Genomic DNA, 14,017 nt, shown 5'->3' on the forward strand with positions numbered 1-14,017 from the left:
TCCCTTACCAACGCGTGCGATAGTTCAAACCTAAAATTGTAATTTTGGTATCTGTTTTTACGTTTAAACCTGCATATGGGTTTAATAACAGGTTATTTACCCCTGTCTGGTTGGCTAAACTACTGGTATTTGCTGGAATCTGATCTTTGCTACGCAAGAAACCAATTGATAGATCCAGATCAGTGTCTGCATCAAAACGGTAACCCACACCTAAACCAAATAACTGTGCACCATTGATCGGTACCATGGTATTACGCTTATTTTTTGGAATAGCACTGGTCCGTGGTTCATAACCTGCCCGAAGCTTCAAACGGTCTGTAGCGGAATACTCCATCCCGATACCAAAGTTCCACGGCGATTCAAATCCCATCGGTAAAGCCAAGGTTGAGTCAGTAACATTGGCAGACAAAATTTTGGCAATTTTTAGGGCTGAAATGGTACGATCAAATTCGAACTTAAATTCGTCCCAGACCTTGTAATCTGTCCAGCCAATATCAAAATTTACTTGCAAATCTGGCATCACTTTATATTTGATACCTGCCTGAAAATGCGCCGGATATTCAAAATCCTGCGACACCAGACCAGATTCACTCGATGGTATGTAATTAGGAAATCCAAGAATTGCAGCCAGAATCTGGCCGGTCGGTGAGGTCATTAAACCTTTAATCATTTCCTGAGGAGCTTTGGCATTATCAATATGATATTTACCTTTTAAGCGCATTTTTGCAGCACTTTGGTACACCATACCAAAACTAAAGTCTTCGCGCGGTTCCCACAATATTCCCAGGTTATAACTTGGGCTTAAGTTCTGCTCAAGCTCCAGTTGCATTTGACCAAACTTGCCAAATGGGTTCATCCCCTCATCCGCATTACAGATCCCGAGCAAAAGAATATCTGTAATAATGTCGGAATTTTCTTTAAACGGCGTACACACGACTTCGTCGATCATACGCAACATCCCAATCAACTCATTCGGGAAACGCAAGTCCGTTTTCATCCCGATGGCTTGATAAGACATCCCGATAGAAGCACCAATCGACAGTTGGTCATTGACCTCATAACCGATGGATGGTGACAGATAGGTAATCCGCTCTAAAGCAACCTGCTGTCCCATAAAGTTTGCCGGGTTCCCATCTTCATGACCAAAACCTGCCATGAGAGGAGCATAAACAGCAGTCGCATAAGTGGCTTTCGATCCAGGGGGATTGTATGCGATCCCCATGGTCGGTGCAGTCAAAGGAAGACCTTCGCCTAAATCCACCATTTTTTTCAGAAAAGGGACATAAAGGCTGACATATTCCACATCGCCTTTGACCGGACCTTTAAAATCGGTACACAAATCAGATGAAACTTCAGGACCATCATTACAGACAATAGGATCATCAGAATAGCCAAATACGTTATATCCGGCGGGTACTGAAAACTCACGCTGGATATCAAAATTAGCCACAATGATTTGCTGTTCGGTTTGCAGACCATCAATTTTAGTCAGTGCAGCCGGGTTAAAGTGGATGGCATTGACCCCTGGAGGATCTGCAGTGACGGCATTCCCCATGGATAGTGCACGTAAATCAACTGAAAGGTTGGTTCCCAATTGTGCAAAGGTATAACTTGAACAGCCCGCAAGAATAATTCCTGTTAATAACGGGCTAAGTCGAATGTTTTTCATACGACACCCCTATTAACTGATTTTTTTACCAAAACCTAAAATATCAAGTGGGAATGATAATCCCAACGAAACATCCGGTGCATCTTCGGTCAGCCCTAGGCCAACGGTACCATTAACAATTGTTTCTGGAGAGACTCGCACACCTAAGGAAATTGCAAAGGTAGAACTGGTCTGATCTGCAGCAGAATAACTTTCACCAGTGTTATAGTTAAATTCCGCACCAGTATTAAAGCTCTGCTGATAGGACATGGTCATCGAAACATCATAGTTAAATGAATATGCGAAACCAAAGGCAAAGCCTCCACTAACACCAGGTTCAAACTCCTCAATAATCCGGCTACCTCGACGCTGATTCAGGCCCGATTCTTTAAAACCATAGTTCGCAGAAACTGATGCAAACAATACGACTGGGTCAATGTATTTACGCGTACTAGCACCTACTCCAGCAGAATAATAGCCCTTTCCTGCTGCCAGATCTGTCGCGGCATTAATTTCATAAGGGCTGTCACCCGTTTTGGTCGATAAATTACCAAATAAAATCAGAGGCAGACGACCCGCTTTTAGGGGAAAGGGTTCCCAGCGAGCACCCAAACTAATATCACCCAAACCCGCAGTAGAGGTATCTTTCAACAAGTCAGTTTTGGCCACTAAAGGTAGGGATGCAGTCAAGGTCAGGTTATCTTTCACGCCATATTGGAAAGTGAAAGTATTAGTCATACTATGTGTTGCATTTTCTTGAACACGTAGTTGATACAATTGGCCCTGAGCCATTTCTATATCGAGTTGAGTGTCTCGATAATAGGTATAATCAATATCGTAATATGATGAAATTTCGCCTTGTTTTATCAGAGAGTATTGGCGTTCATTTGACGTAAATACTTCTTCCAGATTAGCTGCCTGAGTAGCATCTCCTTCTTGTTGCTGTAAAGCTTGAGATGCATCTACTACTTGGCCAGCCTGAGTCTCTACAGGTGCTGCTGTTTCCACGACAGCCTCTTCAACTGCTTCATATTCACCTAGTTCTGACTCTTCTGCAGCCTGCGTTTCGACTTGCCCAGTTTGATCGGGTACAGATGCAGCAGTTTCAACAACAACTTCTTCATTAACTGTTTCGTATTCACCTAGTGCTGGTTCTTCTGCAGCAAATGCAACGCCCATTACCATTTGAATGCTCAGTGCCAAGAACGTCTTGTTCATCCATTTACTGTTCATATCCATTTCACCATTTTAATTTTTATTACTGTTTTTCGTTTTATTTATTCTTGTAATACAGTCTCAGGAAGTTATGTTGATATTCCCCAAATTGTTCTGATTCTGTATTACGATTACGGTCCATACGGATCGTAGAAGCTTTATCAGCAATTTTGTCCATATAAAATTGTGGGTACTGCATGTCAACCAAGGCATAGCGATTGATCGTAGCATCTTCTACATGGCGCATATCTGATTCTTTTAATGCTAGAAAATTTTTGCGATATTGTTCAGGTACATTAATCAGGAACAAAGTATTATTTTCCCAAATATCCTGAAAACGCCGTTCCTCAAAACTGATATTACCAAGTGCCGGATCTGCAACATAAACCCGGCCATTTTTATAACCTTTATAAACTACAAAATGCTTAAATCCCGCATAAGAAATCGGAACAATGGCAGGCTGATCTTGATTGACTAAATCTTTGAACTCTCCTCGATAGCCTCCACTTTCCAACCCTAAGGCTGAAACAAAGCGCTTCATATCAAGCAGAGAAAAACTACGGCGTTCAACAATTTTATCCGTTTCACCGAATTTCATCAGCCCGCTCATGACTTGCTGCTCATCCAGCTGTGTACCGACATAACCATTGAGGAGGGTCGTCAGTGCTGCCGAACCACAACTATAGTCATAAGCTTGACGTACAATGCCCTGAAACTGATCCAGAAGTGCCGGTTTTACTTCCACAGCTTCACGGTGCATACGCACAAAAGAGTCATTTCTTGAATCAAGAACTTCAGTATAGTGAACAGCCCCATTCGGCTGTTTTTTGATATCCAGAGCTTCTTTGGCAGCGTAATACATCAATGCCGAGCCCAACGCGATCTCTAACATAATTATTAACTTTTCTTATAATGGGCATGATGTGCCTATTTTTCTTTTTATAGAGCATTCACTCTACTTCCCTGTAACTAGAAAGATACCTGCTTTTTCAAAAAAATACAGTATTTTTTTTATTTTTTAGATAAGTGAGATAGTCATAAAAAAGCGCGTGTAAACACGCGCTTTTTTAAAATAAAGATTAGTGACCCGAAATGGTAATAATTGCGCCTTTAGTATAACTACCTTGAGCTTGAGAGTAGAAAGTTTGTAAACCTTGAACTTCCATATCACCAATTGATGATCTTGCTTCACGGTTACCTAAATGAATACCTTTAATGTATTGGTCTTTCGCCCCAGTATCATTACTTACAATACGAACATGCGCTGCCTTACCTAACTGAGCTGTAGTACCTACATAAGCATCGTTATATACAGAAATATTCTGACTAATGGTTAAATCATTAGAATCCGCATCTGCAATTTTGATACTTTCAACAAAAATCTCACCGGCTTCACGTGTAGTCACTGGAGTCGTACCTACAAGCCCCACTGCTTTATTTTTAGACGAGTTATCTAAAATACCTAGGTTTTTAATTTCTAGACCACCTACCATTACACTATTCATCTTGATCATAGCGCCTTGTGGAGCAGCACCCAGTTGAATATTGGCATTTATCACACCAGTTTTAACGTCAAAACCACTAATGATGTCGTTTACAACACCGGCACCACCTCGACGAATCGAATCCGGATCATCTGTACCAGATGCAGTTACACCAATTCGGCCAACTTTGATATCTAGACCCGATACTTGTGCAGCAACATTAATGAAAGGATTACCAGCACCAGCATCCGAATCAATTACCAAGTCAGCAAGGTTACGGGATGCAAGTAAATAGGCACCATTATTGTCATAATTGGCACCGATTACTACACCATGCGTTGCAGTAGTAGGATCAGCAAGAGCAGCAGCATCAGGTGCTGTATCAGTCTTACCACGGATTACGATCGCACCTGCTGTAGAAGTACCTCCGAAACCCGCCTCATTTGCAACACCTTTTGGCGCTAAACCGTCGTTATCATGGATAAATAATTTTTCAATAGCAATTTTCGAGATGCCGATACCAATTGTCAAACCGTCTTGACCCGTTGTTTCGCTTAGAGATGCATCATCCATTGCTTGCATCGCCATCGCATTGGCACTAAATGCAACTGAAGTCGCTAAAACTAATTTTGTAAATTTTTTCATTGTTTACTCTCCCAAGAGTACTATTTTTTTGGTTGTGAATTACTCAGTGTTTAGGCTGTATTTTTTATTTTCTGACAGCTTAAGCATCTTTCCTTGAGTAATTTGCTAGCCCACTTAAATTAGCGTCGAGTCAGTTTTTGATCAACTGTTGTTGGTCGCAATCTGTCGCTTACCGATAAACGGTATTTCATGATTTAAAAATATTTTCCTGACTTCTTGATATAAAATAGTGAGTCATATTGAACTCTCCATAACTGAATGACCGAAGCTCTCTATCATCGTCCCTTAAAGTTTGAATCACGTCTGGTTACAGATCTATTATCCGCATTGAAGACATTAGATCATCTGGTGTATTTAAATAATAATGGTCAGCCTTTTATTGCCTGCTGCGCTCAAGAATATTTTGTGGCGCAGACATCACAAATTCAGTCTTTTAAAAGAACAGGGATTGAACACTATCAGCCCAGCCCATCTGAGTTTAATTTAGTGATTGATGCATTAAAAAATCCTCAAAAGAATGGATTTCATGGAGGCTATGTCGGTTTTATTGGCTACGATTATGCGGCTCAACAATATATTCAGTATCCAGATCGTCCTCAACCTGGTTTATTTATTGGTCAATTTCCTTCCTACATTAAACCAATCCCTGATGGCTGGATGTTCTATAGTGATGATCCACAGGCAGAACAGATTTTCAATCATATTCAGAACCTACTTAATCAAGATAAAATTCACCCGACATTTCATTTAAAAAATCCTTGTACCTCACGCTGGGCCAAATCTGTCTATACTCAGGCTTTTCAGAAAATTCAGGACTATATTGTTGCAGGTGACTGCTATCAGATTAATCTGACCCAAGAATTTAAAGGTCGTGCCCAAGGCTCCCTCTTAGCCACTGCCCAAGCATTCTGGACATTAACCGAAGCGCCCTATGCGGGTTATTTGTGTATTGGTGATTTTGAATTACTCAGCTGCTCACCCGAGTTATTTATTGACTTCGAAAAAAATCGGAAAATTATCACCAAACCAATTAAAGGCACCATGCCACGCCATAGCGATCCAGTGCTGGATGAACAATCTAAACACACCTTAAAAGCATCGGAAAAAGATCAGGCAGAAAATGTCATGATTGTGGATTTATTACGTAATGATTTAAGTATTTATGCGGAAACAGGTTCGGTTAAAACACCCAAATTATTTAATATCGAAAGTTTTAATCAAGTGCATCATATGGTGAGCGAAGTAGAAGCGACCTTAAAAGCGGATGTGAATCCTTTCGAGGTGCTAATGTCAGCCCTACCAGGTGGCTCAATTACGGGGGCACCTAAAATTCGTGCCATGCAGATTATTGCTGAATTGGAAGGTGCAGCACGTGGAGCTTATTGTGGATCAATGGGTTATTTTAATTTTGATGGTACCGGCTCCTGGAACATTCTGATTCGTTCCCTCCAAAAATATCAAGAAGATGTTTCTTTATGGGCGGGCGGTGGAATTACCATTTCTTCAGATTGTGATGCAGAATATCAGGAATGTTTTGATAAAGTTTCAGCGATGCTGGATCTATTAAATACATGGTATCAGCCTGAATAAATAAAAAGCGAATCATTTGATTCGCTTTTTTCTACGAAGCTCCCCTAACCCTCCTTTACTCAAAGAGGAAACTCCTCCCTTTTCAAAGGGAAGCTAGGAGGGATTTTAATCATATCAAAATCTCATTTTTTAGCGTATTTACTAAACGCTGATTTTGCTCATCTGTACCAATGGTAATTCTTAAGAACTGGTTAATACGTGGCTTGTTAAAATAACGCACGATAATGCCACGTTCACGCAGCTCACTTGCAAGCTCACCTGCATCCTTAGATGGCAATGAGGCAAAAATAAAGTTGGCACTCGATGGTAAAACTTTAAAACCTAGCTCATTTAATTGGGACACCAACTTTTCACGACTCGCAATCACTTTTGCATTTTGTGCTTCAAAGTAGGCCTGATCTTCAAATGAAGCGACCGCTGCAGCAATCGCAAAACGGTCCATCGGATAAGAGTTAAAGCTATTTTTGACTGCTTCAAGTGCTGCAATCAAATGAGGCTGGGCAACTGCGAAACCTACTCGCAGACCTGCAAGAGAACGTGACTTCGATGTGGTTTGACATACCACTAAATTTTCATATTTCTCAACCAGCCTGACTGCTGATTCAGCACCGAAGTCGACATAGGCTTCATCAATTACCACCACTGAATCCGGATTGGCTTGCAGAATTTCCTCAATGGCCGCCAAGCCCAGATCAATACTGGTCGGTGCATTCGGATTGGTAATGATAATACCGCCATTAGCTTGTTTATAGTCATCCACAACAATTTCAAAGTCATCATTCAGTGGCAAGATTTTGGTTTTGACGCCAAAAAACTGACTATAAACCGGATAGAAACTATAGGTAATATCTGGATAAAGTACAGGCCGTTCTTGAACAAAAAATGCTTTAAAGATATGTGCCAAGACTTCATCTGAGCCATTGCCGACAAAGACGGTTTCAACAGGTACATTTTGCTGTTTAGCGATCGCCTGTTTCAGTTCAGATGCATCCGGATCTGGATACAAACGCAAAACATCTGCCGAATTCGCAAGTACCTTTTGAACCGCTTCTACCACTTTGGGTGAAGGTGGATACGGATTTTCATTGGTATTAAGTTTTAAAATATTCTGGATTTTTGGTTGTTCGCCTGGAGTATACGGTTTTAATTCACGTACTTCAGGACTCCAAAAACGCATTTGTTCTGTTGTGATATTCATTTTGTATTCTCTTTAAACCCTCTCCTAACCTCTCCCTGAGCCATATATGGCGCAAGAGAGGAATTTTCATTACTAAAGACACAAGATTTTTGTGGTTTAAATTCTCCTCTCCTTTTAGGAGAGGGTCAGGGAGAGGTTGTAATGCTATTTATGATTGATAACGATAACGTGCTGACTGTGCATGTGCATCCAAGTTCTCTTGTTGCGCCAAGATATCCGCAGTTTTTGCTAAAGTTTGTACACCTTCTTGTGAGCACATAATCAGACTTGAACGCTTCTGGAAATCATAGACACCAAGTGGCGATGAAAAGCGCGCAGTACCTGAAGTTGGCAAGACATGGTTTGGCCCGGCACAGTAATCACCAATGGCTTCAGGCGTATAACGACCCATAAAGATTGCACCTGCATGACGAATGCTATCAGACATTGCTTCTGCATCATCTAAACATAACATCAAATGCTCAGGTGCCACCTGATTAATCAAATCCGATGCTTCCTGACGGTCTTTTACGAGCACCAAAGCACCACGATTGGCAATCGAAGTACGGGCAATTTCTGCCTTTGGCAATGTTGCCAGATGCATTTCTATTGCCTGTTCAACGGCATTTAGCAACTGTTCATCTGGTGTGATGAAAATGGCTTGTGCCACAGTGTCATGTTCAGCTTGCGAAAGTAAATCCATCGCCAACCATTCAGCATTATTTTGGCCTTCGGCATAGACCAAAATTTCAGAAGGTCCTGCAATCATGTCGATACCGACCTGACCGAACACCGCACGTTTTGCCGCAGCAACAAAACGGTTGCCTGGGCCGGTAATTTTATCTACTGCTGGGACAGTTTCTGTACCGTAAGCCAATGCCGCAACCGCTTGCGCGCCACCAATTGTAAAGACACGCGTTACGCCTGCCAGATATGCAGCCGCCAGTACCAATGGATTTAAATCACCATTCGGCGCAGGCACTACCATAATAATTTCAGGAACACCCGCCACATGTGCAGGCACTGCATTCATCAATACAGAAGATGGATAAGACGCCAGACCACCCGGTACATAAATCCCAACACGATCCAGTGGAGTCACTTTCTGACCGAGTGTATTTCCTAAAGCATCGACGTAGGTCCAGCCATCCTGTTTTTGTACCTGATGAAACTCACGCACGCGTACTGCAGCAAGCTCCAAAGCTTCGCGCACTTCAGTTGTTAAGCCCTCAAAGGCAGCTTGTAGTTGCTCTTGGCTTAACTCTAAATCTGAAAATTGATGTGCCGGATGTCGATCGAACTGTTGAGTGAGTTTAAGAACTTGAGCATCACCATGTTGACGAACATCAGCAATAATTTGGTCTACAGTTTTTAAAAGTTCAGGATCATTAACAGTTTCAAAAGCCAACAAGTCAGCAAATGCTTGCTTGAAGTTTTGATCTTGGGTCGATAAACGTCGCATCAATTTACCCATCAGGTTTGAATTCGAAGGCTTTAGTTTACCTGTTTTCCAGACTTTTGTCGGCAGCTATAGTGCTCTAGCCCTATGAGTTTTATTGGAAATAACTTTTGGTAAAATTGATGAAAGAATTTACATCGTATTTATGTTCAATCGAATAAAAAAACCGCCCTGAAAGGACGGCTTTTTTAAATAGCAAACTTAAGCCTGTTTGGCCTTTTCACGTTCTTCTACTGCTTTTTCAAGCTGTGCCAGAATCGGATTTAACAACGCTTGCTTACGCTTGAAGCTAGCTTTGTTTACGATTAAACGTGAAGACACTTTACAGATTTCTTCAAGTGGCTCTAAGCCATTGGCACGCAAAGTATTGCCTGTATCTACGACGTCAACAATGTAATCACCCAGACCAACCAGTGGTGCAAGTTCCATGGAGCCATACAGCTTGATCACATCCACTTGCTCACCCAGGCTGGCATAGTATTGACGGGTCAAATTCACGTACTTGGTCGCAATTTTTAAGCGACCTTTAGGACGTTGCATCCCCACCTTACCGGCGGTCATCAATTTACATACCGCAATTTTCAGGTCCAATGGTTCATAGACGTTTTGCGCACCATGTTCCATCAATACATCTTTACCGGCCACACCAATATCGGCTGCACCATTTTCAACATAAGTCGGTACATCTGAAGCACGTAAAATTAGAATACGAACCTGTTTATGCGTGGTCGGGAAAATCAGTTTACGAGATTTATCAGGATCTTCTAAAAGATTAATCCCTGCTGTTTCTAGCAAAGGTAAAGTCTCTTTTAAGATACGCCCCTTACTTAATGCCAAAGTTAAACCATGATCAAAATTGCCCATTACGTCAAAGTTTGGATCATCGTTTCTCATATCGCTCATTAATTTACTCGCTTAATTTGGGCACCTAAACTTTGTAACTTTGCTTCTACATCTTCATAGCCGCGGTCAATATGATAAATGCGGTCAATCAACGTTTCACCTTCAGCGGCAAGTGCTGCCAGCACCAAAGAGAATGAAGCACGTAAATCTGTTGCCATTACGGGTGCAGCTGAAAGTTTTTCTACACCAGTCACGACAGCATCATTACCTTCAACCTGAATATTGGCGCCCATACGTGCCAATTCAGGAACATGCATGAAACGATTTTCAAAAATCGTTTCAGAAATTGTCGAAAAGCCTTGAGCAATGGCATTCACAGCCATAATCTGGGCTTGCATATCAGTTGGAAATTCCGGATGTGGCAAGGTCTGGAAACTGACAGCTTTCGGACGTTTACCCAGCATATCCAGCTCAATCCAGTCATCACCACGGGTCACTTCTGCACCCATTTCTTCAAACTTGTCCAGCACCGCTTCCATCAGGGACGGATCAGTATGCGTGGTTTTGATACGACCACCAGTGATCGCTGCCGCTGCCAGATATGAACCAGTTTCAATCCGGTCAGCAACTACAGCATATTCACAGCCATGCAGACTTTCGACACCGGTCACAATTAAAGTATCGGTATCCAGACCTTCAATCTTGGCACCCATCTTGATCAGCATTTGCGCAAGATCAGTGATTTCAGGTTCACGTGCTGCATTGCGAATCGTGGTCACACCATCGGCCAACACGGCAGCCATCAGAATATTTTCTGTTCCACCTACAGTCACCATATCAAAAACGACTTCGCCACCTTTCAGGCGACCATCGACTTTGGCATGTACATAACCAGCTTCGACTTCAATCTCGGCACCTAAAGCTTCTAAAGCTTTCAAATGCTGATCGACAGGACGGGAGCCAATCGCACAACCGCCTGGCAAAGACACTTTTGCACTACCGTAGCGCGCCAACAAAGGCCCAAGCACCAAAATAGAAGCGCGCATAGTTTTTACGAGCTCATACGGTGCGAACTGGTTATCTAATGTAGACGTATCAGCAATGACTGTATCGCCTTCATAGGTCATGGTAATCCCAAGACCAGCAATCAGCTTCACCAACGTATTGACATCTTTTAGATTAGGAACATTTCTGAGCGTAATCGGGGTATCAGCCAGAATCATTGCTGCCAATAATGGAAGTGCTGCATTCTTTGCACCAGAAATGCGCACTTCACCTTCGAGCTTGATACCGCCCTGAATTAAAAATTTATCCATTAAATGATTAAGCTCCAAATAAGCTTGCTTTGCGCCATTCTTCTTTTGTCATCGCGCGAATCGTTACTGCGTGAACTGCACCACTGGCAATATGGGCATTGAGAGGAGCATAAACAGCTTGTTGGCGTGCAACTGGACGCTTACCTTCAAATTGATCATCCACAATACGGAGATCAAATTTTCCGCCCTGACCACTCACAGCAACATCCGCTTCTGGAAAAGCGGCTTCTAAAATTTCAGCGAGCTGTTCATTATTCATCACAAGACCTCTTATAGGACTAAGGGTGTAAAACGAGCCATTTTACTATAAATAGCAAAAATAATTCATGGATCCATACATTATATATATAAAAAAAAGAGGCTTTTAAAACCTCTTTTTCATCATTTGTCCTTTATAGGGCTAAAGGATGCTGCTGTAAATGCATTTCCCGGTATCGATCAATCTGCCGTTTGAGTTTTTCGGTTAATATTTTAATTGAAGTATACATATCATCTGCGGTGGCGTGAGCAAAAAATTCAATGCCCGGTAATCGGATAATAGCCTCTGCGATATGATTACTACTGCCCTTTCTAGAGCGTTTATCAATTTGATGATCTTTCGAGAGTTTCACTTGCATACTATTCACCTGATCCAGGTGCTTCGTCATCTGTGAAAACTTGGTTTTTATACTTTCTTCAATAGCTGGCGTAATCGATAAATGATGTCCACGAATTGTTATTTGCATAGTTCTATCCCTCACCTTCGTTAGGATTAGAAGAGTCACAATACAAAATAATTTAAATACAGCAACTTATAGATAAAATATCCGTATTTTAAGTCCTGAATCAAATCATTTTTACTGCTTCTCAAAAGAAAAAAAAGATTCATTATGCTGTCATAATGAATCTCTAGAATAGCCAGATTTCAAATTTTAGATCAAGACTTTTCGCTCAGAAGATGAAGGAATATGTAACGATTCACGATATTTCGCCACCGTACGTCGTGCCACATCAATGCCCTCATCTTTTAACATATTGGCAATTGCATTATCAGACAAAGGTTTACGGGCATTTTCTTCGGAAATCAGTTTTTTGATTTTGGCACGGATTGCAGTAGAAGATGCTTCACCACCTGAAGTAGTTCCGACATGACTCGAGAAGAAATATTTCAACTCGAACAATCCACGTGGGGTCAGCATATATTTATTGGTAGTTACACGCGAAACTGTAGATTCATGCAATTCGACTTCTTCAGCAATATCTCTTAAAACCAGAGGTTTCATGCCTTCTGCCCCAATTTCCAAGAACATTTTTTGATGCTCCACAATACAAGTCGCGACTTTCAATAATGTTTTATGCCGCTCATCGATACTTTTGATAAAGTTCTTCGCTTCAAGCATCTGATTACGCAGGTACTGATTATCATCGCTTTGATCTGCACGACGAATCATTTTGGCATAAAAAGAATTGACGCGTAACTTTGGCAGTACATCCGAGTTTAAATTGACTTGCCAGCAGTTATTCTTTTTCATCACCACGACATCTGGCACCTGATAATCTGATTCCTTGTTTTCAAATTCCAGCCCCGGGTGCGGTTTCAATGTTTTTAGCAAATCTACAGCACAGCGCAACTGCTCCGGATTTAAACCAGTCTGTTTGATCAGCTTAGGAAGCTCATTGGTAATCAACAATTCATAATGTTGCAGAAGTTTGATCGCATCATTTCGACAAGGCGTTGATGCAGGTAAATTATCAAGTTGAACCAATAGGCATTCTGCCAAGCTTCTAGAACCTACACCTACCGGATCCAAACGCTGGATATGCTTTAATACAACGGCAACCTCATCATCTTCAATTTCTTCTTCAGACCCCATAGAAGAGAGTAAATGTTGTACTGATGCAGTAATTTCACTCAACTCGGCATCTAAAAAACCTTTGTCGTCCAGAGAATCCACGATGCAATAAGCGATTAATTTATCAACCTGTGAAAAATTCAACAGATTAATTTGTTCTAGCATATATTCTTGCAGGCTCTGATGCCCTTGACGATTATCTTCACGCTCTTCGAACTCGGCTGCCCCCAGACTTGTAGGTTGATGGGTATAAACATCATCCCAATCAGTATCTACAGGTAAGTCATCAGGCAGATGATCGGCATTAAGTTCATTGGTTAGATCGTGATTTTCATTATTTGATTCAATTGTAGATAAGCTTTCAAGGGTAATTTGCTCTTCAACTTTTTCTAATAGAGGATTACTATCAAGTTGCAACTGAACTTCTTGTTCCAATTCCAGACTTGAAAGTTGTAATAGCCGAATTGCTTGCTGTAATTGTGGAGTTAATGACAGCGAGTTCGCAATTTTTATGCCCACTGATAATCTCATTGTTACCCCCTTAATAGAAAATCCCGTTTTATAAGCAATTTTTATGCCGTTTTATTTTTTATAACACAGATTTACCAAAAAACATACAAAATGGATTTTAAATTTCTAGCTTTTCGCGACTAATAATTGTTTAAATACTTAAATTTTCGCATAAAAAAATCCCCCTCTGCTAATGCGGAGGGGGACTTTCGAATAATGAGCTGGCGATGACTTACTCTCACATGGGTAACCCCACACTACCATCAGCGCTAAGAGGTTTCACTTCTGAGTTCGGGAA

The 14,017-nt window shown here is 41.4% G+C and carries 12 protein-coding genes and 1 rRNA gene; 1 reads left to right on the forward strand and 12 read right to left on the reverse strand.

The genetic code is table 11. From position 1 onward, the window contains the following. Positions 1 to 4 precede the first annotated feature (4 nt). The 4 genes from filD to filA all read right to left on the reverse strand — a co-directional run bounded on the left by filD (position 5) and on the right by filA (position 4,992). Complete coding sequence (gene filD / locus NI466_RS09870; protein ID WP_004279160.1) at positions 5 to 1,669, reverse strand: putative pilus system OmpP1/FadL family transporter FilD; 1,665 nt, start codon at positions 1,667 to 1,669, stop codon at positions 5 to 7. Positions 1,670 to 1,681: 12 nt separating this feature from the next. Further along, positions 1,682 to 2,887, reverse strand: coding sequence for a putative pilus system protein FilC (gene filC, locus NI466_RS09875; protein WP_253173449.1), 1,206 nt, complete (start codon positions 2,885 to 2,887; stop codon positions 1,682 to 1,684). Positions 2,888 to 2,921: 34 nt separating this feature from the next. Next, positions 2,922 to 3,755 carry a putative pilus system C39 family peptidase FilB gene (gene filB / locus NI466_RS09880; RefSeq protein WP_004730731.1) on the reverse strand — a complete coding sequence of 278 codons (834 nt, stop codon included), beginning with the start codon at positions 3,753 to 3,755 and terminating at the stop codon, positions 2,922 to 2,924. Between the two features lie 187 nt (positions 3,756 to 3,942). After that, positions 3,943 to 4,992, reverse strand: coding sequence for a putative pilus system protein FilA (filA, locus tag NI466_RS09885; RefSeq protein WP_253173450.1), 1,050 nt, complete (start codon positions 4,990 to 4,992; stop codon positions 3,943 to 3,945). Positions 4,993 to 5,250: 258 nt separating this feature from the next. Here filA and NI466_RS09890 point away from each other — a divergent pair, with 258 nt between their 5' ends. After that, entirely contained in the window at positions 5,251 to 6,582 is a 1,332-nt protein-coding gene (locus tag NI466_RS09890; protein ID WP_253173451.1) for an anthranilate synthase component I family protein, read from the forward strand. Positions 6,583 to 6,691: 109 nt separating this feature from the next. Here NI466_RS09890 and hisC read toward each other — a convergent pair whose 3' ends face one another. The 8 genes from hisC to rrf all read right to left on the reverse strand — a co-directional run. Continuing rightward, on the reverse strand, positions 6,692 to 7,780 hold the full coding sequence (hisC, locus tag NI466_RS09895) for a histidinol-phosphate transaminase (protein WP_253173452.1): 1,089 nt from the start codon (positions 7,778 to 7,780) through the stop codon (positions 6,692 to 6,694). A 148-nt stretch (positions 7,781 to 7,928) separates the two neighbouring features. After that, positions 7,929 to 9,233, reverse strand: coding sequence for a histidinol dehydrogenase (gene hisD, locus NI466_RS09900; RefSeq protein WP_253173453.1), 1,305 nt, complete (start codon positions 9,231 to 9,233; stop codon positions 7,929 to 7,931). Between the two features lie 186 nt (positions 9,234 to 9,419). Further along, a complete protein-coding gene (gene hisG, locus NI466_RS09905) occupies positions 9,420 to 10,121 on the reverse strand; it encodes an ATP phosphoribosyltransferase (protein WP_004646025.1) in 702 nt (233 codons plus the stop codon). Then, positions 10,121 to 11,377: a UDP-N-acetylglucosamine 1-carboxyvinyltransferase gene (gene murA / locus NI466_RS09910; RefSeq protein WP_253173454.1), complete on the reverse strand. Its 1,257-nt coding sequence runs from the start codon at positions 11,375 to 11,377 to the stop codon at positions 10,121 to 10,123. The genes hisG and murA overlap by 1 nt, the downstream gene beginning before the upstream one ends. A gap of 7 nt (positions 11,378 to 11,384) precedes the next feature. After that, positions 11,385 to 11,636, reverse strand: coding sequence for a BolA family iron metabolism protein IbaG (gene ibaG, locus NI466_RS09915; protein ID WP_004730742.1), 252 nt, complete (start codon positions 11,634 to 11,636; stop codon positions 11,385 to 11,387). A gap of 133 nt (positions 11,637 to 11,769) precedes the next feature. Further along, the gene (gene hpf, locus NI466_RS09920; protein ID WP_004730744.1) at positions 11,770 to 12,102 is read right to left on the reverse strand and encodes a ribosome hibernation-promoting factor, HPF/YfiA family; all 333 of its coding nucleotides are present in this window, start codon (positions 12,100 to 12,102) and stop codon (positions 11,770 to 11,772) included. 186 nt (positions 12,103 to 12,288) lie between these two features. Then, complete coding sequence (locus NI466_RS09925) at positions 12,289 to 13,740, reverse strand: RNA polymerase factor sigma-54 (RefSeq protein ID WP_253113676.1); 1,452 nt, start codon at positions 13,738 to 13,740, stop codon at positions 12,289 to 12,291. Between the two features lie 198 nt (positions 13,741 to 13,938). Then, positions 13,939 to 14,017, reverse strand: a 5S ribosomal RNA gene (rrf, locus tag NI466_RS16055); the annotation flags it as partial.

The organism is Acinetobacter lwoffii (assembly GCF_024129595.1).
GTDB lineage: Bacteria > Pseudomonadota > Gammaproteobacteria > Pseudomonadales > Moraxellaceae > Acinetobacter > Acinetobacter lwoffii_O.

What these genes read in the sequence shown, in the direction of transcription:
- filD (WP_004279160.1), bottom strand. Translation starts at nt 1,669, where the DNA reads ATGAAAAACATTCGACTTAGCCCGTTATTAACAGGAATTATTCTTGCG.
- filC (WP_253173449.1), bottom strand. Translation starts at nt 2,887, where the DNA reads ATGGATATGAACAGTAAATGGATGAACAAGACGTTCTTGGCACTGAGC.
- filB (WP_004730731.1), bottom strand. Translation starts at nt 3,755, where the DNA reads ATGTTAGAGATCGCGTTGGGCTCGGCATTGATGTATTACGCTGCCAAA.
- filA (WP_253173450.1), bottom strand. Translation starts at nt 4,992, where the DNA reads ATGAAAAAATTTACAAAATTAGTTTTAGCGACTTCAGTTGCATTTAGT.
- NI466_RS09890 (WP_253173451.1), top strand. Translation starts at nt 5,251, where the DNA reads ATGACCGAAGCTCTCTATCATCGTCCCTTAAAGTTTGAATCACGTCTG.
- hisC (WP_253173452.1), bottom strand. Translation starts at nt 7,780, where the DNA reads ATGAATATCACAACAGAACAAATGCGTTTTTGGAGTCCTGAAGTACGT.
- hisD (WP_253173453.1), bottom strand. Translation starts at nt 9,233, where the DNA reads ATGGGTAAATTGATGCGACGTTTATCGACCCAAGATCAAAACTTCAAG.
- hisG (WP_004646025.1), bottom strand. Translation starts at nt 10,121, where the DNA reads ATGAGCGATATGAGAAACGATGATCCAAACTTTGACGTAATGGGCAAT.
- murA (WP_253173454.1), bottom strand. Translation starts at nt 11,377, where the DNA reads ATGGATAAATTTTTAATTCAGGGCGGTATCAAGCTCGAAGGTGAAGTG.
- ibaG (WP_004730742.1), bottom strand. Translation starts at nt 11,636, where the DNA reads ATGAATAATGAACAGCTCGCTGAAATTTTAGAAGCCGCTTTTCCAGAA.
- hpf (WP_004730744.1), bottom strand. Translation starts at nt 12,102, where the DNA reads ATGCAAATAACAATTCGTGGACATCATTTATCGATTACGCCAGCTATT.
- NI466_RS09925 (WP_253113676.1), bottom strand. Translation starts at nt 13,740, where the DNA reads ATGAGATTATCAGTGGGCATAAAAATTGCGAACTCGCTGTCATTAACT.